The following is a 26,116-nucleotide window of genomic DNA, read 5'->3' as shown; positions in this document are numbered from 1 at the left end:
GGTCAGGCGTCCTTCTGCTTGGTGCCGAAGATCTTGTCGCCGGCATCACCCAGGCCCGGCACGATGTAGCCGTGCTCGTTCAGGCGCTGGTCGATCGAGGCGGTGTAGATCTGCACGTCCGGGTGGGCGTTTTCCACCACGGCGATGCCTTCGGGAGCCGCGACCAGGACCATGGCGCGGATCTCCTTGCAGCCGGCTTTTTTCAGCAGGTCGATGGTGGCGACCATCGAGGCGCCGGTGGCCAGCATTGGGTCGATGATCAGGGCCAGGCGCTGATTGATGTCCGGCGCGAGCTTTTCCAGGTAGGTGTGGGCTTCGAGGGTTTCCTCGTTGCGGGCGACACCGACGGCGCTGACCTTGGCGCCGGGCACCAGGCTGAGCACGCCGTCGAGCATGCCGATACCGGCGCGCAGGATCGGTACCACGGTGATCTTCTTGCCGGCGATCTTCTCGACTTGCACCTTGCCGCACCAGCCGTCGATCTCGTAGGTTTCGAGCGGCAGGTCCTGGGTGGCTTCATAGGTCAGCAGTGCACCGACTTCCTGGGCGAGTTCGCGAAAATTCTTGGTGCTGATATCGGCGCGGCGCATCAGGCCGAGCTTGTGGCGGATCAGCGGATGGCGGATCTCACGAGTAGGCATAGGGGGAGGGCTCCGGGAGGCGGGCAAAAAAACCGCGCTAGATTAATCTATTCAGTCCTTGATGTCGTGCAGTCATTGTGCACGTTAGTCCATAAAGGCTTGATCTGAGACGAGCGGATGCGTACCTTTGCCCGCTTTTCCAAAATGCACCCCCTGGAGCGCGCCATGTCCGCCGATCTCGAGCATATCCGTCAAGTGATGCACGAGGCTGATTGCCTGTACAACGAAGCCGAGGTCGAGGTGGCCATCGCCGAGGTCGGCAAACGCATCTGCGTCGACCTGCACGACAAGAACCCGGTTGTGTTCTGCGTGATGAACGGTGGCCTGATCTTCGCCGGCAAGCTGCTGACCCACCTGCAGTTCCCGCTGGAAGTCTCGTACATCCACGCCACCCGCTACCGCAACCAGACCAGCGGTGGCGAGCTGTTCTGGAAGGCCAAACCGGAAGTGTCGTTCATCGACCGCGATGTACTGATCGTCGATGACATCCTCGACGAAGGCCACACCCTCAGTGCCATCATCGAGTTCTGCAAGCATGCCGGCGCCCGTGCGGTGCACACTGCCGTGCTGATCGACAAGGACCATGACCGCAAGGCCAGCCCGGACCTGAAAGCCAGCTACTTCGGCCTGTCCTGCGTGGACCGCTACATCTTCGGCTACGGCATGGACTACAAGGGCTACTGGCGCAACGCCAACGGCATCTTCGCCGTCAAGGGGTTGTGAGCATGCGCCAGCCCGCCTACCTCGATCATTCGTTGTTCGCCGAGCTGGCGCAAAAAGCCACCGACAGCCCGCGTGGCAGGCATCACCACAACTTCCATGAAATGCACGAGCCTTGCCATCGGCTGGCGGTTGGCCTGCAACCGTCTACCTACATTCCGCCGCATCGACACCTGAGCGCGGACAAGGCCGAAATGCTGATCGTGCTCAAGGGGCGCCTGGGGCTGTTGATCTTCGATGATCAGGGCGTGGTAATCGAAAAGCGCGTATTGCAGGCTGGCGGTGAGTGCCTGGGGGTCGACCTGACGCCAGGCACCTACCATGGCTTGGTGGTGCTCGAGCAGGATAGCGTGCTGTTCGAAGGCAAGGCCGGGCCCTATCGCGCGTTGGGCGAAGGCGAGCATGCCCACTGGGCCCCACGCGAAGGGGAGCCCGAGGTTGCCGGGTACCACGCCTGGATGCGCGCGCAGTTCGACTGAGCGTCCTTTGGCGGTGGGGCGGGCTTGCCCGGTGATGATGCCTGTGCGTAGAGTGCCTGCTCATGCCAAGGAGCCTCACATGCGTGCGATCGTCCCCCTGCTGCTGGCGGTGAGCCTGCCGCTGTCCGCCGCCCCGCTGCACAGCCAGTTTCTCCCGCCAGACGACCTTTCCCTGCGCCAGGCGGCGCCGACCAGCCAGCAACTGCTGCAGGTCACCGACTACAGCGTGGTGGTCGGCACCCAGCGCCAGTCCGACCAGCAGCCGATCCCGATCACCGCCTCGTTGCAGATGCGCCTGAAGGGCAAGCCGCTGAGCAAGGGCTCGACCATCGGCCAGGTGCTGGTCAACTTCGATGGCGAGGGTGGCAAGAGCCTCAAGAAGCCGGTGTACGACGACAAAACCCGCACCTTGACCTTGAACTATCCGCTGGCCGATTACCGGGTGATCATCGACCTGCTGCGCAACGAGACCCTCTACGTGCAGTTCCTCACCTATGCCAATGGTCATGTCTGGGCCGACCTGCACACCGGTAGCGTACGTACGCGTTGAGGCCCGCCGCTACGCGGGGGTAAACTGCCGGCCTTTGAAAATGCCCGTGATGGCCCAGTTGGAGTCGGCGATGCGTAAAGACAAGAAACAAGTGATTGGGGATGAGATCAGCGATGACTACATCAAGACCTTCCTGCAGTTCGAGCCGGCCGATGGCCTGACCTCGCCGTCGCATCACAAGCTGATCAAGGGCTACCGCGGCCTGCGGGTCGACGATTTCGAGCGCTATGTGGGTTTCTTCGTCGAAGCGGGCTATGACCTCGATGGCAAGGACGAGCATGGCAAGACCTTCGTCGAGGCGATCGCCGACCAGCGCAATGCGCCGGAGTACATCGAGATCATCGACAAGGCCCGTGGTTGATTCCTGTAGGAGCGGCCTTGTGTCGCGATTGGGCTGCGAAGCAGCCCCGGCGATATTGAGGTAGGGCATAAATCTGGGGCTGCTGCGCAGCCCAATCGCGACACAAGGCCGCTCCTACAAAAGGAACGGTGGGTGCAGTCAGACAGGCACAAAAAAACGCCCCGAGGGGCGTTTTTTCGTTTCAGCCAGATCAGGCGTAATGCTTGGCCGGGCTGCTTTCCACCAGCTCCAGCGCCACATCGTTGTCGGCGCTGATCTTGTGGTACAGGGCCGCGTCGGTGGCCAGGGTCTTCTCGCGTGCCGGGAAGATCTCCTTGAGCTTGGCGGCCCAGGCGCCCTTGGCCTGCTCGGGGAAGCAGCGTTCGATCAGCTCGAGCATGATCGACACAGTTACCGACGCGCCTGGCGAGGCGCCGAGCAGTGCGGCCAGGCTGCCGTCCTGGGCCGAGACCAGCTCGGTGCCGAACTGCAGGATGCCGCCTTTTTTCGGGTCTTTCTTGATGATCTGCACGCGCTGGCCAGCCACTTCCAGGCGCCAGTCCTCGGCCTTGGCCTCGGGGTAGAAGCGGCGCAGGGATTCCAGGCGCTGCTCCATCGACTGCATCACTTCGCTGACCAGGTACTTGGTCAGGTCCATGTTGTCGCGGGCCACGGCCAGCATTGGGCCAATGTTGCCCATGCGCACCGACAGCGGCAGGTCCATGAACGAGCCGTGCTTGAGGAACTTGGTGGTGAAGCCGGCGTAGGGCCCAAACAGCAGCGATTTCTTGCCGTCGACCACGCGGGTGTCCAGGTGCGGCACCGACATCGGCGGCGCGCCAACGGCGGCCTGGCTGTAGACCTTGGCCTGGTGCTGCTTGACGATCTGCGGGTTGTCGCAACGCAGCCACTGGCCGCTGACCGGGAAGCCGCCGAAGCCTTTGCTTTCCGGGATGCCGGACAGTTGCAGCAGCGGCAGGGCAGCGCCGCCGGCGCCGAGGAAGACGAAGCGGGCGTCGACTTCGCGGCTGCCGCCACTGTTGACGTCCTTGATGCTCACGGTCCAGCCACTGCCGTTGCGGCGCAGGCCGACAACCTTCTTGCTGTACTTGACCTGGGCGTCCGGCGTGTCGCCGAGCAGCTTGAGCAGCTTGTTGGTCAGGGCGCCGAAGTTGACGTCGGTGCCCTTGAGCACGCGGGTGGCGGCGATGTGCTGGTCGGCCGGACGGCCTGGCATCATCAGCGGCATCCAGTCGTTCATCACGGCCTTGTCTTCGGTGTACTCCATCTCGGCGAAGGCGTGGTGCTGCTTGAGCATCTCGAAACGCTTCTTGAGGAAGGAAACGCCCTTGTCACCTTCGACGTAGCTCAGGTGCGGCACGGGGTTGATGAACGCGCGCGGCGAGCCGAAGCTGCCCTTCTTGCTCAGGTACGCCCAGAACTGGCGGGAAACCTCGAACTGGGTGTTGATGTGCACGGCCTTCTTGATGTCGATGCTGCCATCGGCGGCCTGCGGGGTATAGTTCAGCTCGCACAGGCCGGCATGGCCGGTACCGGCGTTGTTCCAGGGGTTGGAACTCTCCGCGGCCCCGGAGTCCATCGCCTCGACGACCTCCAGCTTGAGGGTCGGGTCGAGCTCCTTGAGCAGTACGGCCAGGGTGGCACTCATGATGCCCGCGCCTACCAGTACCACATCAACCGATTCGTTCTGCGCCATTAACGCGTCTCCACAATCTACAGCACCTAATTGACAGCATAGGATCCCTGGGGTGGCCAGGATCGCCATGTCCGACTCTTCGCAGTTCTTGCAACTTCCGCGGACACCGCCAATCAGTCTTGGGTGTTCAGGTATTGAACCCCGTTTGCCACAGGTGCGGCAATTCGACTTATGGTCAAGTGAACCGTCGTGCGTTATGGACCGGTCTCAGGCTCCCATCCAGGATGAGCGCTTTTGCCGTCTGTTCAGGGCTGTTCGGGACACATCTGCCGCTTTTACACATGCCAGACTGTTCATTTGCTCGCCACACTCTCGTGAAGTTGTGAAAAACCGTTTTTTCACGCTCTTTTGGAGTCGTGAACCTCAAAAGTGGACTGCGCGATGGCAACCCGCAGGTTCATGCGAAGCGGAAGGCCGGGAACAGCAGGCACGACAGCCAATGCAAGACCTGAGTGGAAGGCTCTCTGTGGGCGAAGCGTCGAGGGTGCCGGGGTCAAGCGGCGAATGCGGGGCCCGATCAGGAGACGTCCTTATAATCGGGGGGAGATTATAACGATGTCGCGGGCGGAAAGGGCGTACTTGTTGGGTTTTTATTGCAGCGTTTGTCAGGCCGACAGGGTGCGTTGCTGCCAGTGGCGGCTTGCATGGGCGCAAACCTGGAGACTGGCGAAGCTGCTGCGTGCGGGTGGGGCGTCATGGGCGCTTTTTCTTGCGGCTTGCCGCTTACCGCGTGGCGCTAGGTATACTGGGGGCCTTTGCGGCTTTTTCTGGAGAAACGCGCATGTTGCAACGTCTGTTGGTCGGTTTGTTCGCGGTGGCCAGCCTGAGCCTGGCCGGTTGTGCCCACAGCCCGCAACAACTCAGCCCGCAACCCAAGCTCACCCAGCAGTTGGCCCCGGTCGGGCATGGCCAGCCGGTGGTGGTCAGGGTGGTCGATGGGCGCGCTTCGCAGTCGCTGGGCACCCGCGGTGGCATGTACCCCGAGACCAGCACCATCACCGTCAACGGCAATGACGTGGTGCCCAAGCTGCAGGCCCAGGCCGAAGCCGCGGTGCGCCTGCTCGGCTTCACCCCGACGCCCAACGCCGCCAACGCCCCGCAGCTGACCGTGACCCTGGCCGAGCTCAAGTACCAGTCGCCCAAGGACAAGATGTACGTGACCGAGGCGACCATCGGCGCCACCTTCCGTGCCGACGTGTCCAACGCCAACCGTCGCTACAGCGGCCGTTACGGTGCGTCGCTGGACCAGCGTTTCGGCATGGCGCCGAACCAGGAGACCAACACCAGGCTGGTGAGCGATGTGCTGAGCGATGCCTTGACCCGCCTGTTCAAGGACCCGACCGTCGGTCAGGTACTGGGCGAGTAAGGCTTTTGCGCTAAAGAAAACCCGCTGCCTGGGCTCAGGCAGCGGGTTTTTTATTGGGGGCGGGCACCTCGGCGATGGGGGGCGCCAGCTGCGGGCAAAGCCAAGCACCTTAGTGCCTGGCACCGGCTGCGCCGGTGTTCGCCGGCAAGGCCGGCTCCTACTGGGATCGTCGCAGCTGGCTCAGGCGGCCTGTACGGTGAAATCCAGCAGGCTGATCCCGGTGTGCGGGTCGATTTCCGGCAGGTCGTCGTGGGCATGCCCGCCGAGGGCGCAATACACCAGCCACTGGCGATCCTGGACATTGATGGCGAAACCATCGATCAGCGCCTGCTGTTCGTCGCTCTGGGCGACGAGGTAGAGGCGGTCCTGGTTTTCGGCGTGCAGCATGACAAGCTCCGGTCAGTTGAAGGCCGACAGGGTGGCCTGTCTTGATGACGAGCGTGTGACAGATGAAATTAAATGACAGCTGGTCGCAAAGTCGCGGTGACCGGCTGGGGCTTGGGTAGAATGCCGGGCTTTGCCGCACGTGATACCGAGGTCGCGCAATGTCGTTGCAAATGCTCTGGGGCTTCTTGGCCGCCCATCCCGCCAAATTGATCAACCTGCTGGCCCTGATCATTACCTGCCCGGGTGGGTTGTTGCTGCACAGCGCCCGACGCCGCGAGGCGGTGGCCCGTGAAGGCCTGGCGGTGGAGGACGGCATGGTCGATGCCTTCGAGCAGCGCGTGCCGCGCTACTTCTACATCCTCGGCTTCTCGTGCCTGGCGATGGCCCTGCTGCTGTCGTGGTTCAGCACCTGGGTCTGAATCGCTGACGCCTAGCCTGTAGGCGCGGCTAAAGCCGCGCCTACAGGTGCGTTGTCAGGCGGATGCCGGCTGGCGCTTGACCTGGTACTGGTTGCGTACCGGCGTCGCATACTGCTGCACCAGGTAGGGCTGGTGTTCCACCGGGCAAGCGTCCAGGCGCCGCTGCCATTCTTCCTTGGCCTTGGCCAGTTCATCGGCGGGGAACAGCTTGTCCGCGCTCGGCACCTCGAGCGTCGGGTCCTTCTGCGCCCACATCGCATACGCCAGGTAATGCACCGGGAACAACCGGTAGCCGCCGAGAATCTGGCGGTCGATGGCCTGTGCCAGCTGCTTGGTGTCCTCGTGGTACTCGGTCACCGGTGGCGCGAAGTTGATGTGCACCCGGCCTTTGTAGCCGGTGATGCCCTGGGCGATGCTGTTGTCGTCCTCGCCCGGGGCCTTGGTGTAGCTGCCGGTGGTGGCACGGATGTACAGCTCGCGGGCCTTGGCCAGGTCGCAGGGGTCGTATTCGTAGCTGATCGACACCGGCGTCAGGTTCAGGCTCTGGACCACCGCGCCGAACGGCTCGTCCTTGCGGCTCATGTGGAACATCTTGAGGATCGCCGAATCGGTACGGTCGTCACCGTCCTTGGCGCGGCCTTCGGCCTGGGCAATCCAGATCGACACGCAATCGTGGCGGATCGAGTGGTTGATGTAGGCCGACAGCAACTGGTAGGCGGCCAGCTTCTCGCGGCGGCCGCTGATCGAGCGGTGCACGATGAAGCTCTTGTTCAGGCGCATCATGTCGCTGACGAACGGCTTTTGCAGCAGGTTGTCGCCGATGGCGATGCGCGGTGTCGGCAGGCCGGCGTGGTACACCGCGTAGTTGACGAACGCCGGGTCCATCACGATGTCGCGGTGGTTGGCCAGGAACAGGTAGGCGGTACCGGCCTTGAGCTGCTCGACGCCGGTATAGGTCACGCCGTCGGTGGCGCGGTCGATGGTGCGGTCGACGTAGTACTCGACCTTGTCCTGCAGGGTGGAGACGCAGGTGACCCCGGCGAACTCCTGGCGCAGGCGCCGGGCGATCAGCGGTTTGAGCAGCCAGCCGAAGGCGCCCGCCGCGCGCGGGAAGCGGAAGTGGGTGAGGATATCGAGGAATGCCGGGTCGCTGAGCAGCCGTGCCAGAACGGCAGGGACCTCAGCGTCGTCGTACGGTCGGATGGCATCGAATTCGCCCATCATGCTCTCTTGTTGGAAACGGCTAGGGTAATAAGGTAGGGGCGGGCTCCGAAAAACGGCTCGGACACACACAGGCCCTGTAAACAGACCGGCAATTATACGCACAAGTCACCCCGGAGGCCGCGATGCTGGAAACTGCGATCTACGATTGCCCCTATTGTGGCGAGCAAGTCGAAACCTCGGTGGACCTGTCCGGGGGCGATCAGGAGTACATCGAGGACTGCCAGGTGTGCTGCAAGCCTATCCGCTTCGTGCTGCAGGTGCATGACCAGGAGTGGATGCTGGATGTCTACGGTGAGAACGACTGATGCAACGGATCTACGAGCCGGAAAGCCTGCTGGAGGCGCAGATGCTGATGGGCATGCTGGCCAGCGAAGGGATCGCGGTGCACCTGGTGGGGCGCGACCTGATGGGCGCCATGGGCGAGCTGCCGGTCCAGGGCCTGCTGGGCCTGGCGGTGGCCGATGAGCAGGCCGAATACGCACGGCAGTTGATCGATGCGTACAATGCTGCCCAGCCACTTGCCGGCGACGAACCGGAGAGTTATCCCGGAACCCTGATCTGCTAGGTTTTGAATTCGCCCATGTGTGGACGCTACGCCCTGTTTCGCTGGTCCCAGGCCTTTGCCGGGCTGCCCGGTTTCCCGGCGGGCCAGCAGGCCCAATGGAACATCTCGCCCGGTGCCTCGGTGCTGATCCAGCGCCAGCTCGACGGTCAGTTGCAGCTGGCCAGCGCCCGTTGGGGTTTGACCCCGGCGTGGTTGACCGACCTGTCCCGCACCCCGGCCCAGGCCCGCGCCGAAACCGTCGCCGAACAACCGATGTTCCGCGAGCCCTTGCGCCAGCGGCGCTGCCTGATGCCAGCCAATGGTTTTTACGAATGGCGGGGCACGGCGCGCAAGCGCCCGTACTGGGTGACACCAGGGGAGGGCGCGTCGCTGTTCTTCGCGGCGTTGTGGGAGGTGTATCCGGTGCAGGAGCAGGCCTGGCTGAGCTGCGCGGTGGTGACGCAAGCCGCGATGAACCAGCGCCGGCCGTTGATGCTGGATGAGACCGAGCAGGCGCTGTGGCTGGACCCCGAGACGCCGATGGCGCGTTTGCACGAATTGTTGGCCAAGCCACCGTCGGCCTTGCGCGAGCGGGCGCTGGCGTATTTCGTCAACGACCCGCAGCTCAATGGGCCGGAGTGCCTGACGCCCGCCTAGGTGGCCGGTCCTACAGGAGTACCTGCGCGCCCTCGGGTCAAACCCTGAACTGATTGATCAAGCGCCGCTGCTGCTCCGCCAGCTTGGTCAGCTCGGCGCTGGCCTGGCTCGACTCGTCGGCGCCGCCAGCGACTTCGCCGGCCACCTGGCCGATGTTGATCACGTTGCGGTTGATGTCCTCGGCCACGGCACTCTGCTCTTCGGCGGCGCTGGCGATCTGGGTGTTCATGTCGTTGATCACCGACACCGCCTGGGTGATGCTCTCCAGTGCCTCGGCGGCGCGGCTGGCCTGCAGCACGCTATCGTCGGTCTTGCCCTGGCTGTCCTCCATCACCTTGACCACTTCGCGGGTGCCTTGCTGCAACTGCTGGATCATCTGCTGGATTTCTTCGGTGGCCTGCTGGGTCTTCTGCGCCAGGTTGCGCACCTCGTCGGCGACCACGGCGAAGCCGCGGCCCTGTTCACCGGCGCGGGCCGCCTCGATGGCGGCGTTGAGCGCCAGCAGGTTGGTCTGCTCGGCAATGGCGCGGATGGCCACCAGGATGGCGTTGATGTTCTCGCTGTCGCGGGCCAGGTCCTGGACCACGGTCACCGCCCGACCGATCTCGCTGGCCAGGGCACTGATGGCGTTGGAGGTGTCGCGGACGATGTCCAGGCCCTGGTTGGCCGCGCGGTCGGCCTCGCTGGCGGCCTGGGCCGCCTGGGTGGCGTTGCGCGCCACGTCCTGGGCGGTGGCGGTCATTTCATGCACGGCGGTGGCGACCTGGTCGATCTCGGCCATTTGCTTGTGCACGCCCTGGTTGGTGCGGATGGCGATGTCGGCGGTGTGCTCGGACGAGTCGCTGACTTTCTGCACTGAGCTGACCACCTGGCTGATCATCGCCTGCAGCTTGGCCAGGAAGGTGTTGAAGCCGCTGGCGATGGCGCCCAGTTCGTCGGCGCGGTCGCTTTGCAGGCGGCGGGTCAGGTCGCCCTCGCCCTGGGCGATGTCGTCGAGCATGGCGACCATCTGCTTGAGCGGGCGGGCGATGCCCAGGGCCAGCAGCCAGATCACCAGCAGGCCGAGGGCGGCGATGGCCAGGCCGACCAGGGTCATGCCGGTGATATCGGTGCGGCGCTGGTCGGCCAGGTCCTGCTGCAGCTGGTTGACGTCGGCCATGACCGTGCTCAGCGGCAGCTCCAGCAACAGGGTCCAGCGCGCATCGGTGCTGGCGACCTTGAAGGGCAGGTACAGCTCGATGCGGTCCTTGCTGGCGTCCACCTCGTAGTGCAGTTGCTCGCCGCTCAGGGTGTTGAGGGTGGCGGCTTCCTCGCGGTCCAGCACATCGCTGGCTTTTTCGCCGAACTTGGCTGGGTCGCGGGTGTAGGCCACCAGGCGGCCGTTGCTCGAGACCAGGGCCAGCTCGCCGGCGCCGTCATACAGTTGGCGATCGGCGGTGTTGAGCAGGTCCTGGATGAAGTTCACCGACAGGTCGGCGCCCGCCATGCCCTGGAACTGGCCGTCGATCATGATCGGTTCGACGAACGAGGCGAGCATGACCCGCTTGTCGCCCACCTGGTAGGGGGCGGGGTCGATCACGCAGGCTTTTTTCGACTCTTTCGGGCACAGGTAGTACTCGCTGGCGCGCACGCCGGTAGCCAGCACCGTGTGGTCGTCGACATCGGCCAGCTTGTCCTGGCCGAGGCTGCCGTCGGCGTTGCGGAACCACCAGGGCAGGAAGCGCCCGGTGGCGCTGTCGATGCCCACCAGGTTGCTGCCGACGTAGCGCGCATCGGCGTGGTCGAGGGCGTTCGGTTCCCAGCCCAGATAGGCGCCGAGCACGCTCGGATTGGCCTGCACGGTGCGCTTGAGCTGGTTGATCAGGTGTTCGCGGTCGACGCGCATCAGGGGCTGGCCGTCGGCGCCTTGCATGCCGATCATCGCGTTGCCGGTGGCCAGGCCACGGGCGATCGCCAGCGGCGCCTCCAGGCCGCGCTGGATCTCGCTGACCTGGGTGCGGGCCAGGGCCGCCAGGCGCTGCTCGATGACGTTCTCGAACTGCTGCTGGGTACGTTGTTGCACCAGGGCCTGGGTCCGTTGCCCGGCATACACCGCGTACAGCACCAGTGCCGCGACAATGCTCAGCACGATGGCACCGGCCAGGGCGGCCACGGAAAACTGGATCGACTTGAACTTCATGGCAAAGCTCCGCGCGCAAGGAGGTCGTTACCAGATGTTATCGGCGGGCTAATACCAAAGCATGAGGCGATGGCGAGAAATCTTCCCTGCGGCTCTGGCAGGGGCGGGCGACTGGGCCTAGGATACGCGGCATGTAAAAAGGGAGTGTTTTCATGCGTAAGTCATTCGTTGTCAGCCTGCTCACTGCCGGTGTCCTGCTGGGCGGCTGCCAGGCGGTCAATACCACCAGTGGCGGTGCCGTGGGCGTTCAGCGCCAGCAGTACATGTTCAGCATGCTGTCGACCGACGAGGTCAACCAGATGTACGCCCAGTCGTACCAGCAGACCCTCGGCGAAGCGTCGAGCAAGGGCGTGCTGGACAAGAGCAGCAACGACGCCAAGCGCGTGCAGGCCATCGCCAAGCGCCTGATTGCCCAGGCGCCACAGTTCCGGCCGGATGCCGCGCAGTGGAACTGGGAAGTCAATGTGATCAAGAGCGATGAACTGAACGCCAACTGCGGTCCGGGTGGCAAGATCATCGTCTACACCGGCCTGATCGATCAGTTGCAGCTGAGCGACGCAGAGATCGCCGCCGTGGTCGGCCACGAGATCGCCCACGCCCTGCGCGAGCACAGCCGTGAGGCGATGTCCAAGGCCTACGGCGTGCAAATGGCCCGTCAGGGCGCCGGTGCCATCTTCGGCCTGGGCCAGGACAGCATGGCCATGGCCGACACCGTGGTGAACTACGCCATGACCCTGCCCAACAGCCGTGCCAACGAGAACGAGGCCGACCTGATCGGCCTGGAACTGTCGGCCCGCGCCGGCTACGACCCGAACGCCGCGATCACCCTGTGGAACAAGATGAGCAAGGCGTCCGAAGGCGCGCCGCCAGAGTTCATGAGCACCCACCCGGCCTCGAGCAGCCGTATCGCCTCGTTGCAGGCGGCGATCCCGAAGGTGATGCCGCTGTATCAGGCCGCCAAGAAGTAATTCACCGGGCCCCCTGTAGGAGCCGGCCTTGCCGGCGAACACCGGCAAAGCCGGTGCCAGGCACCGCGCTGTCTGGTTCGCCAGCAAGGCTGGATCCTGCAGGGGCTTCAGCCTATCCAGCCACTGGTCTTCATCGCCGAATACACCGCGACCACGGCCAGCACGAAGAACGCCGTCGCCGCCAGGCGACGGATCAGCGTCAGCGGCAGTTTTTCCGCCGCGAAGTTGCCGGCCAGCACCACCGGCACGTTGGCGATCAGCATGCCCAACGTGGTGCCGATGATCACCATGATCAGGTGCGGATACTGCGCCGCCAGCATCACCGTGGCCACCTGGGTCTTGTCACCGATCTCCGCCAGGAAGAACGCGATCAGCGTGGTCACGAACGGCCCGAAGCGGCGCGCGTTGCTGCTTTCGTCATCGTCCATCTTGTCCGGCACCAGGGTCCACAGCGCGGTGGCGGTGAAGCTCGCGGCGAGAATCCAGTGCAGCACCGACTCGCTGAAGAAGCTGCTGACCCAGGCTCCCACGGCACCGGCCGCGGCATGGTTGGCCAGGGTGGCGGCGATGATGCCGGCGATGATCGGCCAGGGCTTGCGGAAACGTGCCGCCAGGATGAGCGCGAGCAACTGCGTCTTGTCGCCGATTTCAGCGAGGGCAACGATGGCGGTGGGGACGAGCAGTGATTCCAGCATCAGGAGATTCCTACGGGGGCGGGCCGACACGGCTATGACACGTACGACCTCCCCGCCCCGGGTAAGGTGTGCGTGTCATAGGTCTTGTCAAACCCTGGATCTGTCTGCGCAGATCGTGGGTCGCACGCGCCATGGCCTGTGGGCCAAGTGTGTTGACGCGTGCCGGGCGAGCAGGGCGCTCGCGGGAGACTACTCCCCTAGGACGGAGCGGATTCTGCCTAGGCCAGGCGCTTTCGGCAAGCCCTGTTTTTATCCGCGTGTTGCCCGGTAGATGCGAAAGCCCTGGGCCTCGGCGCGGATCTCGCAGTTGCCCAGGGCTTCTTCGAGCAGCGGCTGATAGCGCAGGAAGCTATTGGCAACCAACCGTATTTCGCCGCCTTTTCGAAGATGTTGTCGTGATTTTTTCAGCAGATTTTCCGACGCCTGGTAGTCGGTGTGCACCCCGGTATGGAACGGCGGGTTGCTCAGGATCAGGTCCTGCTCGGCTGGCGCGGCATCGATGCCGTCGCCACTGATCACCTCGGCCTGCAGGCCATTGGCCGCCAGGGTCAGGCGGCTGGCCGCGACCGCGAAGGCGTCGACATCGAGCAGGGTGACCCGGCTTTGCGGGTAGCGGCGCTTGACCGTTGCCCCAAGCACCCCGGCGCCACAGCCAAAGTCCAGCACAGCGCCGCAGGGCAGGTCGTCGAGGTGCTCCAGCAGCAGCGCCGTGCCCTTGTCCAGGCGGCCGTGGCTGAACACGCCCGGCAGGCTGATCACCTGCAACGGGCCGTCCGCCAGCGCCAGCTCGAAGCGTTCGGCCAGGCTCTCCAGGGGCTTGGCCTGGGGGGCGTTGTCGACACTTACCTGCCACAGCTGGCAATGCCGCGCGCTGTCGAGCTTGCGCGGCTTGCCGAAGGCTTGCAGCTGTTTGGCCGCGCCTTCGATGCCACCGCGTTTCTCGCCCACCAGGTACAAGGGGCGCCCGGCCAGGCGCGAGGCCAGGGCATTGAGCAGGTAGGCGGCCAGCTCGCGGGACTTGGGCAGGAACAGCACGGCGGCCTCGAAGGCCACCTCGGGCACCTCGACGCCATAGTGGCTGCGCCCGCTGAAGCGGCTGTGCAGCAGGGCCTGGTCGCCGGCATGCCAGGTCCAGCCATGAGCCTGGGGCAATTGACCGAGCAGGCCGTCGGCCTGGGCACCGGCGATCAGCAGCGGGCCCTGGAACAGCTCCGCCTGGCGGAGCAATACTTCACTGCGCGGGTCCATGGACGACGCCTCCTGAAAAAAGTGGCGCAGTGTAGCAGAGCCGCCACGGCGTCAGCCGACCACTCGCCGTGGCTGGCCGGCGAAGTACGCCTGGGCGTTCTCGGCGAGCTGGCCGACGATGCGCTGGCGCGACTCCACCGCGCCCCAGGCGCTGTGCGGGGTGATGATCAGGCGCGGGATGTCCGCCGCCAGCAAGGGGTTGCCATTGACCGGTGGCTCGACGCTGAGCACGTCGCTGGCCGCGCCGCCCAGGTGCCCTGCGCGCAGCGCGTCGGCCAGGGCCTGCTCGTCGATCAGCCCGCCGCGGGCGGTGTTGACCACCAGCGCGCCGGGCTTGAGCAGCGCCAGCTCGCGAGCGCCGATCATGTGCCGGGTCTGTTCGTTGAGCGGGCAATGCAGGGTCAGTGCATCGACCTGTGGCAGCAGCTCGTCCAGCGGCAGGCGCTCGGCGCGCGGCGGCCGCCCCGGGATCTGCCCGCTGAGCACGCGCATGCCGAACGCTTCGGCCAGGCGCGCCACCGCGCCGCCAAGCTCGCCGTGGCCGAGCAGGCCGAGGGTCTTGCCCTGCAGCTCGACGATGGGGTAGTCCAGCAGGCAGAACTGGCTGGCCTTGGCCCAGTGGCCGGTGGCGACCGCCTGGTTGTAGTCACACAGCCGGGTGGCCAGGGCCAGCAGCAGCGCCAGGGTGTGCTGGGCCACCGAGGGGGTGCCGTAGCCCTGGCAGTTGCACACGGTGATGCCCTGGGCACGGGCGGCGGCCAGGTCGACGTTGTTGGTGCCGGTGGCGGCCACCAGGATCAGCTTGAGTTGCGGGTTGGCGGCCAGGGTGGTGGCGTCGAGCATCACCTTGTTGCTGATGACCGCCGTTGCGCCTTGCAGGCGTGCGGCGACCTGCTGCGCCGTGGTGGCGGCGTGCAGTAGCAGTTCATCGAACTGGGCATGCAGCGGCGAAAGGTCGAGGTCACCCAGGTCCAGGGACTGGTGATCGAGGAACACGGCGCGACGTAGGCTGGGCATCAGGGGCTCCGGTGATTGGACGGCAAGCTGTGGTCGCAGTGTCTGGTCCGTTGGCGCCCTTCGTCAACGTCGTGGCACTCATACCTCGAGGGGCGCAAATCATTCCTTCGGCTGATTTGACCGGTGCGTCACCGATCTACAGTAAGTGCTTGAAAAGTCCTGCCCGCTTTGACGAAAAGGGATACCCATGTTGCAGACGCGCATCATCAAGCCCGCCGAGGGCGCCTACCAGTACCCGCTGCTGATCAAACGCCTGCTGATGTCCGGCAGCCGCTACGAGAAGACCCGCGAGATCGTCTACCGCGACCAGATCCGCCTGACCTACCCGCAGTTGAGCGAGCGCATCGCCCGCCTGGCCAACGTATTGACCGCCGCGGGTGTGAAGGCCGGTGACACCGTGGCGGTGATGGACTGGGACAGCCACCGTTACCTGGAGTGCATGTTCGCCATTCCGATGATCGGCGCGGTGGTGCACACCATCAACGTGCGCCTGTCGCCCGAGCAGATCCTCTACACCATGAACCACGCCGAAGACCGCTTCGTGCTGGTCAACAGTGATTTCATCGGTCTCTACCAAGCCATCGCCGGCCAGTTGACCACGGTCGACAAGACCCTGCTGCTGACCGACGGCCCGGACAAAACCGCCGATCTGCCGAACCTGGTGGGCGAGTATGAGCAGCTGCTGGCCGCCGCCAGCCCGCGCTACGATTTCCCCGACTTCGATGAAAACTCGGTAGCCACCACTTTCTACACCACCGGCACCACCGGGAACCCCAAGGGGGTTTACTTCACCCATCGCCAACTGGTGCTGCACACCCTGGCCGAAACATCGGTACTGGGCAGCCTGGACAGCGTGAGGCTGCTGAGCAGCAACGACGTCTACATGCCGATCACGCCGATGTTCCACGTGCACGCCTGGGGCATCCCCTACGCGGCGACCATGATGGGGATCAAGCAGGTCTATCCGGGGCGCTACGAGCCGGACATGCTGATCAGGCTGTGGCGCGAGGAAAAGGTCACCTTCTCCCACTGCGTGCCGACCATCCTGCAGATGCTGCTCAATTGCCCGTCGGCGGCCGGCCAGGATTTCGGCGGCTGGAAGATCATCATCGGTGGCAGCGCGCTCAATCGCGCCTTGTACCAGGCAGCGCTGGCCCGGGGCATCCAGCTCACCGCCGCCTACGGCATGTCGGAAACCTGCCCGCTGATCAGTGCCGCGCACCTGAACGACGAGCTTCAGGCGGGCAGCGAGGACGAGCGCACCAGCTACCGGATCAAGGCCGGGGTGCCGGTGCCACTGGTCGAGGCCGCCATCGTCGACGGCAATGGCAATTTCCTTCCCGCCGATGGCGAAACCCAGGGCGAACTGGTGCTGCGCGCACCCTGGCTGACCATGGGCTACTTCCGCGAACCGGAGAAGGGCGAGGAACTCTGGCAGGGCGGCTGGTTGCACACCGGAGACGTCGCCACTCTCGACGGCATGGGCTACATCGACATCCGCGACCGCATCAAGGACGTGATCAAGACCGGCGGTGAGTGGATTTCCTCGCTCGACCTCGAGGACCTGGTCAGCCGCCACCCGGCGGTGCGCGAAGTGGCGGTGGTCGGCGTGCCCGACCCGCAGTGGGGCGAACGGCCCTTCGCCCTGCTGGTGGTGCGCGATGGCATGAGCATCGATGCCCGGGTACTCAAGGAACACCTCAAGCCTTTCGTCGAGCAGGGCCATATCAACAAGTGGGCGATTCCCAGCCAGATCGCCCTTGTTACTGAAATTCCCAAGACCAGTGTCGGTAAACTCGACAAGAAGCGCATCCGCCTGGATATCAGCCAGTGGCAAGCCAGTAACAGTGCGTTCCTTTCCACCCTGTAAGCGTTGCGCGGGTCGTGCCTCTTTGGGTGCGACCCGCAGGCTAGAGGGGATGGTGCCTTGTCAAACGATGAAATTGAGCCATGCTTGAGCACTGCCGGCACACAGGGCGGCCATTCGCGGTGGGCCACCCTGCAGGGGGTGCAAATCACACTTTAGAGGGATCAAGCACCTGTGACCGCTGGCTATAGTCGGGTCAGGGGATTTTCAGGAATGGGGGAGGGCACCGCGCGCCTTGTGCGTGGCGCCTTGGGCAAGAGCCTGCTTGGCCAGGCGCTCGAGCCGTTTCTGAAAGGACTCACTGCCATAACAAAAAAGTACATGGAGTAGCGTCGATGACATCTGCAAACCCGTTCTGGCGCCGGGCACGTCTGCCCCTGGCCGTCAGCCTCGCTTCTACGCTCGCAAGTCCTGCTTTCGCTGTCAGCTTCAACATCGGGGAAATCGAAGGCCAGTTCGACTCGTCGCTCTCCATCGGCGCCAGCTGGTCGACGGCCAACCCCAACAAGAACCTCATCGGGGCCAACAACGGCGGCAGGGGGCTGTCGCAGACCTCCGACGACGGCCACCTGAACTTCAAGAAAGGCGAGACCTTCTCGAAGATCTTCAAGGGTATCCACGACCTCGAGCTCAAGTACGGCGACACCGGCGTGTTCGTCCGCGGCAAGTACTGGTATGACTTCGAACTCAAGGACGAAGGCCGCGAGTTCAAGGACATCAGCGACTCCAACCGCAAGGAGGGCGCGAAGTCCTCGGGCGCCCAGATCCTCGACGCCTTCGTCTATCACAACTACTCCATCGCCGATCTGCCAGGCACCGTGCGCTTCGGCAAGCAGGTGGTGAGCTGGGGCGAAAGTACCTTCATCGGTGGCGGCATCAACTCCATCAACCCCATCGATGTCTCGGCATTCCGTCGCCCGGGCGCGGAGATCAAGGAAGGCCTGATCCCCGTCAACATGTTCTACCTGTCGCAGAGCCTGACCGACAACCTGACCGCCGAAGGCTTCTACCAGATCGAGTGGGACCAGACCGTCGTCGACAACTGCGGCACCTTCTTCTCGCAGCCAGACGTGATCGCCGATGGTTGCGACAACAACCTGGCAGTACTGGCCAAGCAGTCGGCCGTGGCCGGGCGCCTGGGGGCGCTGGCCGGGCCGACCATGCGTGCCTTGCAGGGACAGGGCGTCAGCTGGGGCTCGCCGGATGAAGGCGTGATCGTGCGTCGTGGCCCGGACCGTGACGCCCGCGACAGCGGCCAGTTCGGCTTGGCGCTGCGTTACATGTACGAACCGCTTAACACCGAGTTCGGCGGTTACTTCATGAACTACCACAGCCGTGCGCCGATCTTCAGTGGCCGTGGCGCCGCGGCCCGCTTCTACAACCCAGCCAACCTGGCCGGCGCGCTGGTCCGTGCCGGGGTGCCGGCCGGTGCCGCCACCAACCCGGCCCTGCTGCAGCAACTCATGCCCCTGTATGTGGCCGGTAACTCCAGCTACTACGTCGAGTACCCGGAAGACATTCGCCTGTACGGCCTGAGCTTCTCCACCACCCTGCCCACCGGCACGGCCTGGAGCGGCGAAATCAGCTATCGGCCGAATGCCCCGGTGCAACTGAACACCACCGATATCCTGTATTCGGGCCTGACCCCGCTCGACCCCAACGCCTCGGTGCTCAAGGGCATCCCGGACACCGACCAAGCGGGCTATCGCCGCAAGGAAATCACCCAGTTGCAAACCACGTTCACCCACTTCTTCGACCAGGTCATGGGCGCCGAGCGTCTGACCATGGTCGGCGAGGTCGGCTGGACCCATGTGGGCGGCCTGGAAAGCACCTCCAAGATGCGCTACGGCCGTGACCCGGTCTACGGGCCTGGCCCGCTGCCTGGCGGTCGTTGCCAGAGCCTCAACGCCACCACGCTGGCCGGCGCCCCGCAGAACAACCTTTCGCGCTACTGCGAGAACGACGGTTTCACCACGTCCGACTCCTGGGGTTATCGCGTACGTGCCATCTGGGACTACAACAACGTCTTCGCCGGCGTGAACCTGCGCCCAAGCGTGGCCTGGTCCCATGACGTCGACGGTTACTCGCCGGGCCCTGGCGGCAACTTCGAGGAAGGCCGCAAGGCGGTCAGCCTGGGCCTGGACGCCGAGTACCAGAACACCTACACGGCGAGCCTGTCGTACACCAACTTCTTCGATGGCAAGTACACCACCGTGGATGATCGCGACTTCGTCGCCCTCAGCTTCGGCGTGAACTTCTAAGCACTTTGATCCAGGACGACAACAGAATGAAAATGACCACACGTCTGCTGCAGGCCGGTGTACTGGGCATGTCCCTGCTGGCGACCAGCGTCATGGCTGCGGTTTCCGCCGACCAGGCGGCCAAGCTGGGCGCGTCGCTCACGCCGATGGGCGCGGAGAAGGCCGGTAACGCCGATGGCTCGATCGGCCCGTGGGAACCGCTGTCCAAGAGCGCTGGCAGCGCTGACAGCAAGGGCTTCCTGGCGGACCCTTATGGCACTGAGAAGCCGCTGTTCACCATCACCGCGCAAAACGCCGAGCAGTACAAGGACAAGCTCTCGCCAGGCCAGCTGGCCATGCTCAAGCGCTACCCGGACAGCTACAAGCTCCCGGTGTACAAGACCCACCGCGGCGCCACCGCGCCGGACGAGGTGTTCGCCGCGATCAAGGAAAACGCCACCAAGACCACCCTGGTCGCCGGCGGCAACGGCCTGGAGAACTTCCGCACCGCCATTCCGTTCCCGATTCCCAAGGACGGCCTGGAAGTGATCTGGAACCACATCACCCGCTACCGCGGCGGCAGCGTGACCCGCCTGGTCACCCAGGCCACCCCGCAGCAGAATGGCTCCTACAGCCTGGTGTATTTCCAGGACCAGTTCGTCTTCCGCGACAAGATGAAGGACTACGACCCGGCCAACCCCGGCAACATCCTGTTCTACTTCAAGCAGGAAGTGACCGCGCCGGCGCGCCTGGCCGGTACCGTGCTGCTGGTCCACGAGACCCTCGACCAGGTCAAGGAACCGCGCAAGGCGTGGATCTACAACGCCGGCCAGCGTCGTGTACGCCAGGCGCCGCAGGTGTCCTATGACGGCCCGGGGACCGCTGCCGACGGCCTGCGGACTTCCGACAACCTGGACATGTACAACGGCGCGCCGGACCGCTACGACTGGAAGCTCGAAGGCAAGAAGGAGATGTACATCGCCTCCAACGCCTACAAGCTGGATGATCCGAAGCTCAAGTATGCCGACATCATCAAGGCCGGGCACATCAACCAAGACCTGGCGCGTTACGAGCTGCGCCGCGTGTGGCATGTGGTCGCGACCCTGAAGCCAGGCCAGCGGCACATCTACGCCAAGCGTGACTTCTACATCGACGAGGACACCTGGCAGGCTGCGGTGATCGACCAGTACGACGGTCGCAACCAGCTGTGGCGCGTATCGGAAGCCCATGCCCAGCCGTACTACAACGTGCAGGTGCCGTGGTACACCCTGGAAGCCATCTACGACCTGCAATCGGGCCGTTACCTGGCACTGGGCATGAAGAACGAAGAAAAGAGCGCGTACAACTTCGGCTTCAGCGCCAGCAAGGCTGACTTCCAGCCGGCGGCCCTGCGCCAGGCAGGTGTGCGTTGAACTGATCGCTGTCCACTCCGTGTGATCCCCCAGAACGCCCCGGCTTGCCGGGGCGTTTCTGTTCCCGCGCCCTCGGCAGGCATCCTCGGCACGCATCCTTGGCGTTGTTTCGTTTTGTTGTAGTCTTTTTGGGCCAAAGGCCCAGCATCATCTTCAAATGCGCGGCGTTTGCCGCTAGTCTCGCAAGCATCCGTACCCGCCGCATTACTCCAATCAGAACGAGCCGGCCATGACAGACTTGTCCCGTACGCATGGAGTCGCCAGCCAGGCCCTGGGTCTGCTGGACGGGCGTTTCTTCCGCCCGCCCCTGCCGGAGGCGCATGTGCCCCGCGCACGCCTGTGCCAGCGCTTGCAAAGCGGCCTGGAGGGGCGTCTGTTGCTGGTGAACGCCCCGGCCGGGTTTGGCAAGAGCTCGCTGGCCATCGAGTTCTGCCAGGCGCTGCCCAGCCACTGGCGCAGTTTGTGGCTGGGCCTGAGCCTGCGCGATGCCGACCCGGGGCGTTTCCTCGAGCGGCTGCTCGAGGGCCTGCAACAGTTCTGCCCGGCCCTCGGCGGGCAGGCCCTGGGCCTATTGAAGATGCGCCAGCGCCATCAACCGTTCGCCTTCGAAGAGTGGCTCGACGGCCTGCTCGATGAGCTGGCGCTCTACCTGCAACCCGACACGCCGTTGCTGCTGGTGCTGGACGACTACCACCTGGCCCAGGGGCCGGTACTCGACCGCTGCCTGCAGTTTTTCCTCAACCACCTGCCGCCCGGGCTGGTGCTGCTGGTCACCAGCCGTCAGCGCCCCGACTGGCACCTGGCGCGTCTGCGCCTGTCGCGGCAACTGGTCGAGCTCAATGAGCAGGACTTGCGCCTGACCCCGGACGAAGCGCTGGCGGTGATCGGCCGCCAGCCCACCGGTTTGCGCGGCCAGGCCCTCGACAACCTGATCCAGCGCAGTGACGGCTGGGTGGCTGGCCTGCGCTTCTGGCAACTGGCCGCCAGCGAGTCGGGTGACGACCATGCCTTGCCCCAGGCCTTGCACGGGGGCGAGGGGCTGATCCGCGATTATCTGCTCGAAGAAGTGATCGAGATCCTGCCCGCAGCGGTCCAGGCCTTCCTCTACGACACCGCCTGCCAGGAGCGCTTCTGCGCCGAACTGTGCGATGCGCTGCGCGAGCGGCACGACAGCGCCGAGGTACTGCGCTACCTGCAGGCCCACCAGGTGTTCCTGGTACCGCTCGACGAGCATGGCACCTGGTTCCGCTATCACCATTTGTTCTCCGACCTGCTGCGCAGCCGCCAGGCCAGCGAGCCGCTCGCCGGGCTGCATCTGCGCGCCTGTCGCTGGTTCGAGGGCCAGGGCCTGCTCGACGAGGCGGTGGAGCAGGCGCTGCGCGCCGGCCATCTGGATGTGGCGGCCGACCTGGTACAGAGCCTGTCGGAAGAGCAACTGCTGGCCGAACAGAACGTCGGCATGCTACTGCGTTGGAAAATGGACCTGCCCGACAGCCTGCTGATCAGCACGCCACGGCTGATCGTGCTGTACAGCTGGGCACTGGGCCTGGCCTGCCAGCTCGATGCCGCCGAGGAGCTGGCGGCCTACCTGAGCCGCTTCCTGCCAGCCCCTTCGGCCACCGCGCAGAAATCGATGCTGGCCCAGTGGCTGGCCCTGAGCGGGGTGATCGCCCGTGGCCGCGGTGATCGTGCGCGCACCTTGGCCTATTGCGGCGAAGCGCTGCAAAGCTTGCCCTGCAAGCGCTATGGACAGCGCCTGGTGTGCCTGTCGACCTTGTCCAACCTGGCCATTGCCGATGGCGACTTCTGGCGCGCGCGGGGCTGGAACCGCGAGGCCCTCGAGCTGGCCCAGCGGGTCGGTAATCCGTTGTTCGAAGCGCTGGCCCACTATGATCGGGCCAGGGTGCTGCATGCCCGTGGCGAGGTCCTGCGGGCGCTGGAGGAGGTGCGCCAGGGCTTGCAGCGCTTGCAGGGGTTATCCGGGCAACGCCTGTATGCGGTGCGCGCCCGCCTCACCCTGTACGAAGGCTACCTGCTGGCTGCGCGCCTGCAGTCGGGGCCGGGGCGTACCCGGTTGCGGGCAGGCTTGAGCGAGGCGCGCAGTTGCCGAGACATCAGCGTGCTGATCGGGCACTGCGTGATCGCCTCGCTCGACGGCCGCGAGGGGCGCTTCGCCGAGGCGTTCGCCGAGCTGGCCGAGGCCGAGCGGCTGATGCACATCTGGGACGTGCCGCCGATCTTCTACCTGGCCATGATCACCCTGGTGAAATGCGAGTTGTGGCTGGCCCAGGGCCGCACCGACCTGGCCGAGTCGTGGCTGACGCGTCTCGGCCAGACCTATGGCGGCGAGCAGCCCGCGGCGGCGCCCGAATTCCACCCCCTGTTACCGCTGCACATCGAATTGCAGCAGGCGCTGTTGGAGCGGGTGCTGGAGCGCCCGCACGATGCCGAGGCGCGCCTTGGTGCCTTGGTCGAGCGGGGGCGGGCCAGCGGCGGGATGACCCTGGTGGTCAGTGCCCTGTGCCAGCTCATTCAACTGGTGCTCGAGCAAGGCCGCGAAGCCGAGGCCGCGAAACTGCTGACCCAGGCCCTGGAGGCTGCCCAGGGTGGCGCCCAGCAAGCGTTCCAGCGCCTGCTGGATGATCAACCCCAGTGGCTGCGCGAGCAGTTGCTGGCGCGCGCACCCTGCGCCGTGCAGGACGACTTGCTGGCGCGGCTGCCCGAGTCGGCGCCCAGCCTGCCGGTGATCGCCGAGGCCTTGAGCGGCCGTGAGCTGGCGGTGCTGGAACTGATTGCCCAAGGCTGCTCCAACCAGCAGATCAGCGAGCAGTTGTTCATCTCGTTGCACACCGTCAAGACCCACGCCAGCCACATCAACAGCAAGCTGGGGGTCGAGCGCCGTACCCAGGCGGTGGCCCGGGCCAAATCGCTCGGCCTGTTGGCCTGAAGGCACGCACGGCGATAAAATAGTGGCCTTGAGCCACTTCCAGGCCCTGGCGTGCCGCACTCATCTTTTCCGACCCGCTGCCGATAAAGGTCTCGGCGGCATGTATCGCTTCGCGCCACTTTCCCTCTTCTTCCAGTACAGGTCGTGTTGATGCTGCAGTACGGGCAAAAAAGCTTTCTGATCGTCGACGACTACACCGACTTCCGTACGTCGACCCGCTCCATGCTCCGGGAGCTCGGCGTGCGCGATGTCGACACGGCCGACAGTGGCGAACAGGCGTTGCGCATGTGCGGGCAGAAGCGCTACGACTTCATTCTCCAGGACTTCCACCTGGGCGATGGCAAGAAGAACGGCCAGCAGGTGCTCGAAGACCTGATCATCGACAAGTTGATCAGCCATGAGTGCGTGTTCATCATGGTCACTGCCGAAAGCAGCCAGTCCATCGTGCTCAGCGCCATCGAGCACGAGCCCGATGCCTACCTGACCAAACCTTTCAACCGGGTCGGGCTTGCCCAGCGCCTGGAGAAACTGACCCAGCGCAAGACCCTGCTCAAGCCGATTCTCCAGGCCCTGGACCGCGGCCGCCCGGCCGAGGTGCTCGGCGCCTGTGCCGAGCTGTGCAAGAAGGACCCGCGTTTCGCGCCGCTGTGCCTGCGCTACCGGGCCGACGCCCTGCGCGACCTCAACCGCTTCGACGAACTGGAGAAGTTCCTGCAGAACATCCTCGCCAGCCGGCCGCAACCCTGGGTGTACGCGGCGTTGGGCAGCCTGTTGCACAAGCGCGGGCAGAATGCCCAGGCGCAAGGTGTCTACGAGCAGGCGCTCAAAGCCTTCCCGATCATGCCCAACCTGTACGACGGCATGGCCGAAGTACTGGTGGCCCAGGGCGAGAGCAAGCGCGCCCAGCACATGCTCGAGGAGGCCGTGCGCCTGTCGCCGCTGGCTGTGCGCCGCCAGGCCGCGCTGGGTAAGCTGGCGCTGGACAACGCCGATTTCGAGAGCGCGTCCAAGGCCTACCGCCACGCGGTGAACCAGGGGCAGAGCTCGCGCTACAAGGATGCCGAAAGCAACCTGGGCCTGGTCCAGGCGCTGATGAACAAGAACGCCGGCAATGGCCTCGATGCCCGTACTCGGGTCGAGATCAACACCGTGCTCAGCGAAGTGGCCAAGGAAAATGTCGAGGACCAGGGCCTGCAAGTGCGCGCGCGGTTGATGAAGGCGGCCAGCCTGCAGCAGGCCGGTGACCCGGACACCGCCGCGAAGCTGACCGAACAGGCCATGCAGCGCCTGGAAAAGATGGACCAGTTCTTCTCGGTCGAGGCCGCGCTGACCGTGGCCAAGCAGTTGCAGCAACTGGGCCAGGATGCAGCGGGTACCTCGATTCTCAAGGGCTGCGTGGAAACCTACGGTGACGATCCCAAGGTCATGCAGAGCGTGGCCAAGCTCACCGACGATCCGGCCGTGCTCGGCGCCGTCACCGAGGCGGTCGACCTCAACCGCCAGGGCGTGCGCAGTTACCAGGGCGGCCAGCTCAACGAGGCGCTGGGGATGTTCCGCAAGGCGCTGTCGCTGCAACCGAAGAACATCAGTATCGCCCTGAACACCGCCCAGGCCTTGTTGCGCATCGGTGGTGAAACACCGCCGCCGACGCTGATGCAGGAGTGCCGCGACTGCTTGACCAGCGTGGCGGGCATTCCCAGCAGCGACAGCCGCTACGACCGCTACCGCAAACTGCACATCCGGGTGTTCGGCGCATGAACCAGGATAACCAGGGGCTGGATTTCTCCACGGTGATCGCCTCCACCGTGCATGACCTGAAGAACTCCCTGTCGGCGCTGACCCATGCCCACAGCCAGTGGCTGGCGCGCCTGCCCGAGGAACTGCGCGGCGGTACCGAGCAGGGCGTGGTGGAGCATGAACTCAGTCACCTGAATGGCATGCTCGTGCAGTTGCTGGGCCTGTACAAGCTGGGGGTCAACCAGCTGCCGATCTGCCCGGACTACCACGAACTGGACGATTTCATCGAAGCCCAGCTCGCCGCCCAGCAAGACGTGATCAAGCACCGCGACATCCTGGCCACCTGGCGCATCGAGACGCAAAGCCCGCTGGGCTTCTTCGACCGCGAACTGGTCGCCTCGGTGGTGGCCAACGTGCTGACCAATGCCATCCGGTATGCCGGTCATGCCCTGCTGATCAGCATCGAGGAAGAGGGCGAGCAACTGGTGATCAGCGTCAACGACGACGGCACCGGTTATCCACAGCGCATGCTCGAGCGCCAGCATGACTACGTGCAGGGTATCGATTCGCAGAGCGGCAGCACTGGCCTGGGCCTGTACTTCGCGGCGCGGATTGCCGCCTTGCATGAGCGCAACGGCGTGCGCGGGCGGATCGAGATTGCCAACGGCGGGGCGCTGGGGGGCGGGTTGTTCCGCTTGTATTTGCCTTGATGTCGGTGTTGTGCTTTGTCGCCAAACTGGGATCGCGTCCCAAGATCAAGTA

24 protein-coding genes and 1 riboswitch are annotated in these 26,116 nt (G+C 64.8%); of the genes, 16 read left to right on the top strand and 8 right to left on the bottom strand.

Features of this window, described 5'->3' with window-relative positions:
* Positions 1–2: 2 nt before the first annotated feature.
* Positions 3–641, bottom strand: coding sequence for a uracil phosphoribosyltransferase (upp, locus tag NJG22_RS00720; RefSeq protein WP_217850223.1), 639 nt, complete (start codon positions 639–641; stop codon positions 3–5).
* 165 nt (positions 642–806) lie between these two features.
* Here upp and NJG22_RS00715 point away from each other — a divergent pair, with 165 nt between their 5' ends.
* The 4 genes from NJG22_RS00715 to NJG22_RS00700 all read left to right on the top strand — a co-directional run bounded on the left by NJG22_RS00715 (position 807) and on the right by NJG22_RS00700 (position 2,751).
* Complete coding sequence (locus NJG22_RS00715) at positions 807–1,364, top strand: hypoxanthine-guanine phosphoribosyltransferase (protein ID WP_134690078.1); 558 nt, start codon at positions 807–809, stop codon at positions 1,362–1,364.
* A gap of 2 nt (positions 1,365–1,366) precedes the next feature.
* The gene (locus NJG22_RS00710) at positions 1,367–1,840 is read left to right on the top strand and encodes a WbuC family cupin fold metalloprotein (protein WP_253091746.1); all 474 of its coding nucleotides are present in this window, start codon (positions 1,367–1,369) and stop codon (positions 1,838–1,840) included.
* Positions 1,841–1,919: 79 nt separating this feature from the next.
* Positions 1,920–2,390, top strand: coding sequence for a hypothetical protein (locus tag NJG22_RS00705; RefSeq protein ID WP_253091744.1), 471 nt, complete (start codon positions 1,920–1,922; stop codon positions 2,388–2,390).
* A gap of 70 nt (positions 2,391–2,460) precedes the next feature.
* Positions 2,461–2,751: a PA4642 family protein gene (locus NJG22_RS00700; protein ID WP_186659004.1), complete on the top strand. Its 291-nt coding sequence runs from the start codon at positions 2,461–2,463 to the stop codon at positions 2,749–2,751.
* Between the two features lie 190 nt (positions 2,752–2,941).
* On the opposite strand, the gene mqo is transcribed toward NJG22_RS00700, so the two are convergent.
* Complete coding sequence (mqo, locus tag NJG22_RS00695) at positions 2,942–4,447, bottom strand: malate dehydrogenase (quinone) (protein ID WP_253091742.1); 1,506 nt, start codon at positions 4,445–4,447, stop codon at positions 2,942–2,944.
* Positions 4,448–5,228: 781 nt separating this feature from the next.
* Between mqo and NJG22_RS00690 the strand changes: the two genes are divergently transcribed.
* Positions 5,229–5,813 carry a YajG family lipoprotein gene (locus tag NJG22_RS00690; protein WP_253091740.1) on the top strand — a complete coding sequence of 195 codons (585 nt, stop codon included), beginning with the start codon at positions 5,229–5,231 and terminating at the stop codon, positions 5,811–5,813.
* A gap of 180 nt (positions 5,814–5,993) precedes the next feature.
* Here the strand turns inward: NJG22_RS00690 and NJG22_RS00685 are convergent, their stop codons facing one another.
* Positions 5,994–6,200, bottom strand: coding sequence for a hypothetical protein (locus tag NJG22_RS00685; RefSeq protein WP_217850215.1), 207 nt, complete (start codon positions 6,198–6,200; stop codon positions 5,994–5,996).
* Positions 6,201–6,358: 158 nt separating this feature from the next.
* On the opposite strand from NJG22_RS00685, the gene NJG22_RS00680 reads away from it, so the two are divergent.
* Positions 6,359–6,619: a hypothetical protein gene (locus NJG22_RS00680; RefSeq protein ID WP_217850213.1), complete on the top strand. Its 261-nt coding sequence runs from the start codon at positions 6,359–6,361 to the stop codon at positions 6,617–6,619.
* Between the two features lie 54 nt (positions 6,620–6,673).
* On the opposite strand, the gene NJG22_RS00675 is transcribed toward NJG22_RS00680, so the two are convergent.
* Positions 6,674–7,840 (bottom strand): 1-acyl-sn-glycerol-3-phosphate acyltransferase, encoded by a 1,167-nt coding sequence (locus NJG22_RS00675; protein WP_253091739.1) that lies wholly within the window; start codon positions 7,838–7,840, stop codon positions 6,674–6,676.
* 125 nt (positions 7,841–7,965) lie between these two features.
* Between NJG22_RS00675 and NJG22_RS00670 the strand changes: the two genes are divergently transcribed.
* The 3 genes from NJG22_RS00670 to NJG22_RS00660 are packed head-to-tail and all read left to right on the top strand — an operon-like array spanning position 7,966 to position 9,044.
* Positions 7,966–8,148, top strand: a complete 183-nt coding sequence (locus tag NJG22_RS00670; RefSeq protein ID WP_253091737.1) for a CPXCG motif-containing cysteine-rich protein — start codon at positions 7,966–7,968, stop codon at positions 8,146–8,148.
* The gene (locus tag NJG22_RS00665) at positions 8,148–8,408 is read left to right on the top strand and encodes a DUF2007 domain-containing protein (protein WP_253091736.1); all 261 of its coding nucleotides are present in this window, start codon (positions 8,148–8,150) and stop codon (positions 8,406–8,408) included. The genes NJG22_RS00670 and NJG22_RS00665 overlap by 1 nt, the downstream gene beginning before the upstream one ends.
* Before the next feature lie 15 nt (positions 8,409–8,423).
* The gene (locus NJG22_RS00660; RefSeq protein ID WP_253091734.1) at positions 8,424–9,044 is read left to right on the top strand and encodes an SOS response-associated peptidase; all 621 of its coding nucleotides are present in this window, start codon (positions 8,424–8,426) and stop codon (positions 9,042–9,044) included.
* Between the two features lie 37 nt (positions 9,045–9,081).
* Here NJG22_RS00660 and NJG22_RS00655 read toward each other — a convergent pair whose 3' ends face one another.
* Entirely contained in the window at positions 9,082–11,223 is a 2,142-nt protein-coding gene (locus NJG22_RS00655) for a methyl-accepting chemotaxis protein (RefSeq protein ID WP_253091732.1), read from the bottom strand.
* Between the two features lie 152 nt (positions 11,224–11,375).
* On the opposite strand from NJG22_RS00655, the gene NJG22_RS00650 reads away from it, so the two are divergent.
* Positions 11,376–12,191 (top strand): M48 family metallopeptidase, encoded by an 816-nt coding sequence (locus tag NJG22_RS00650; RefSeq protein WP_253091730.1) that lies wholly within the window; start codon positions 11,376–11,378, stop codon positions 12,189–12,191.
* A 107-nt stretch (positions 12,192–12,298) separates the two neighbouring features.
* On the opposite strand, the gene NJG22_RS00645 is transcribed toward NJG22_RS00650, so the two are convergent.
* From NJG22_RS00645 to NJG22_RS00635, 3 genes are all read right to left on the bottom strand, one after another.
* A complete protein-coding gene (locus NJG22_RS00645) occupies positions 12,299–12,883 on the bottom strand; it encodes a TMEM165/GDT1 family protein (protein ID WP_217854071.1) in 585 nt (194 codons plus the stop codon).
* Positions 12,884–12,976: 93 nt separating this feature from the next.
* Positions 12,977–13,096, bottom strand: a riboswitch (yybP-ykoY riboswitch).
* 39 nt (positions 13,097–13,135) lie between these two features.
* Positions 13,136–14,134, bottom strand: coding sequence for a class I SAM-dependent methyltransferase (locus NJG22_RS00640; protein ID WP_253091728.1), 999 nt, complete (start codon positions 14,132–14,134; stop codon positions 13,136–13,138).
* 51 nt (positions 14,135–14,185) lie between these two features.
* Positions 14,186–15,151, bottom strand: a complete 966-nt coding sequence (locus tag NJG22_RS00635) for a 2-hydroxyacid dehydrogenase (RefSeq protein WP_253091726.1) — start codon at positions 15,149–15,151, stop codon at positions 14,186–14,188.
* A gap of 187 nt (positions 15,152–15,338) precedes the next feature.
* Between NJG22_RS00635 and NJG22_RS00630 the strand changes: the two genes are divergently transcribed.
* The 6 genes from NJG22_RS00630 (at position 15,339) to NJG22_RS00605 (ending at position 26,064) form a co-directional block, all read left to right on the top strand.
* Positions 15,339–17,021 (top strand): fatty acid--CoA ligase, encoded by a 1,683-nt coding sequence (locus NJG22_RS00630; protein ID WP_253091725.1) that lies wholly within the window; start codon positions 15,339–15,341, stop codon positions 17,019–17,021.
* A 332-nt stretch (positions 17,022–17,353) separates the two neighbouring features.
* A complete protein-coding gene (locus tag NJG22_RS00625; protein WP_253091723.1) occupies positions 17,354–19,279 on the top strand; it encodes a DUF1302 domain-containing protein in 1,926 nt (641 codons plus the stop codon).
* A gap of 26 nt (positions 19,280–19,305) precedes the next feature.
* Positions 19,306–20,670: a DUF1329 domain-containing protein gene (locus tag NJG22_RS00620; RefSeq protein WP_217850197.1), complete on the top strand. Its 1,365-nt coding sequence runs from the start codon at positions 19,306–19,308 to the stop codon at positions 20,668–20,670.
* Positions 20,671–20,899: 229 nt separating this feature from the next.
* The gene (locus NJG22_RS00615; protein ID WP_253091721.1) at positions 20,900–23,617 is read left to right on the top strand and encodes a LuxR C-terminal-related transcriptional regulator; all 2,718 of its coding nucleotides are present in this window, start codon (positions 20,900–20,902) and stop codon (positions 23,615–23,617) included.
* A gap of 150 nt (positions 23,618–23,767) precedes the next feature.
* Positions 23,768–25,375, top strand: coding sequence for a tetratricopeptide repeat-containing response regulator (locus NJG22_RS00610; protein WP_217850194.1), 1,608 nt, complete (start codon positions 23,768–23,770; stop codon positions 25,373–25,375).
* Positions 25,372–26,064, top strand: a complete 693-nt coding sequence (locus tag NJG22_RS00605; protein ID WP_253091719.1) for a HAMP domain-containing sensor histidine kinase — start codon at positions 25,372–25,374, stop codon at positions 26,062–26,064. The genes NJG22_RS00610 and NJG22_RS00605 overlap by 4 nt, the downstream gene beginning before the upstream one ends.
* Positions 26,065–26,116: the final 52 nt, after the last annotated feature.

Origin of the sequence: Pseudomonas sp. VA159-2 (genome assembly GCF_024126635.1) — a bacterium.
Taxonomy (GTDB): Bacteria; Pseudomonadota; Gammaproteobacteria; order Pseudomonadales; family Pseudomonadaceae; genus Aquipseudomonas; species Aquipseudomonas muyukensis.
Note: the sequence above shows the minus strand (reverse complement) of the source record. Positions and strands in the feature narration are given on the sequence as shown.

Coding starts and splice junctions, on each gene's coding strand:
- NJG22_RS00620 (WP_217850197.1), top strand. CDS start 19,306: ATGAAAATGACCACACGTCTGCTGCAGGCCGGTGTACTGGGCATGTCC.
- NJG22_RS00660 (WP_253091734.1), top strand. CDS start 8,424: ATGTGTGGACGCTACGCCCTGTTTCGCTGGTCCCAGGCCTTTGCCGGG.
- NJG22_RS00640 (WP_253091728.1), bottom strand. CDS start 14,134: ATGGACCCGCGCAGTGAAGTATTGCTCCGCCAGGCGGAGCTGTTCCAG.
- NJG22_RS00605 (WP_253091719.1), top strand. CDS start 25,372: ATGAACCAGGATAACCAGGGGCTGGATTTCTCCACGGTGATCGCCTCC.
- NJG22_RS00615 (WP_253091721.1), top strand. CDS start 20,900: ATGACAGACTTGTCCCGTACGCATGGAGTCGCCAGCCAGGCCCTGGGT.
- NJG22_RS00650 (WP_253091730.1), top strand. CDS start 11,376: ATGCGTAAGTCATTCGTTGTCAGCCTGCTCACTGCCGGTGTCCTGCTG.
- NJG22_RS00710 (WP_253091746.1), top strand. CDS start 1,367: ATGCGCCAGCCCGCCTACCTCGATCATTCGTTGTTCGCCGAGCTGGCG.
- NJG22_RS00705 (WP_253091744.1), top strand. CDS start 1,920: ATGCGTGCGATCGTCCCCCTGCTGCTGGCGGTGAGCCTGCCGCTGTCC.
- upp (WP_217850223.1), bottom strand. CDS start 641: ATGCCTACTCGTGAGATCCGCCATCCGCTGATCCGCCACAAGCTCGGC.
- NJG22_RS00610 (WP_217850194.1), top strand. CDS start 23,768: ATGCTGCAGTACGGGCAAAAAAGCTTTCTGATCGTCGACGACTACACC.
- NJG22_RS00625 (WP_253091723.1), top strand. CDS start 17,354: ATGACATCTGCAAACCCGTTCTGGCGCCGGGCACGTCTGCCCCTGGCC.
- NJG22_RS00655 (WP_253091732.1), bottom strand. CDS start 11,223: ATGAAGTTCAAGTCGATCCAGTTTTCCGTGGCCGCCCTGGCCGGTGCC.
- NJG22_RS00715 (WP_134690078.1), top strand. CDS start 807: ATGTCCGCCGATCTCGAGCATATCCGTCAAGTGATGCACGAGGCTGAT.
- NJG22_RS00670 (WP_253091737.1), top strand. CDS start 7,966: ATGCTGGAAACTGCGATCTACGATTGCCCCTATTGTGGCGAGCAAGTC.
- NJG22_RS00635 (WP_253091726.1), bottom strand. CDS start 15,151: ATGCCCAGCCTACGTCGCGCCGTGTTCCTCGATCACCAGTCCCTGGAC.
- NJG22_RS00630 (WP_253091725.1), top strand. CDS start 15,339: ATGTTGCAGACGCGCATCATCAAGCCCGCCGAGGGCGCCTACCAGTAC.
- NJG22_RS00690 (WP_253091740.1), top strand. CDS start 5,229: ATGTTGCAACGTCTGTTGGTCGGTTTGTTCGCGGTGGCCAGCCTGAGC.
- NJG22_RS00685 (WP_217850215.1), bottom strand. CDS start 6,200: ATGCTGCACGCCGAAAACCAGGACCGCCTCTACCTCGTCGCCCAGAGC.
- NJG22_RS00700 (WP_186659004.1), top strand. CDS start 2,461: ATGCGTAAAGACAAGAAACAAGTGATTGGGGATGAGATCAGCGATGAC.
- mqo (WP_253091742.1), bottom strand. CDS start 4,447: ATGGCGCAGAACGAATCGGTTGATGTGGTACTGGTAGGCGCGGGCATC.
- NJG22_RS00680 (WP_217850213.1), top strand. CDS start 6,359: ATGTCGTTGCAAATGCTCTGGGGCTTCTTGGCCGCCCATCCCGCCAAA.
- NJG22_RS00665 (WP_253091736.1), top strand. CDS start 8,148: ATGCAACGGATCTACGAGCCGGAAAGCCTGCTGGAGGCGCAGATGCTG.
- NJG22_RS00675 (WP_253091739.1), bottom strand. CDS start 7,840: ATGGGCGAATTCGATGCCATCCGACCGTACGACGACGCTGAGGTCCCT.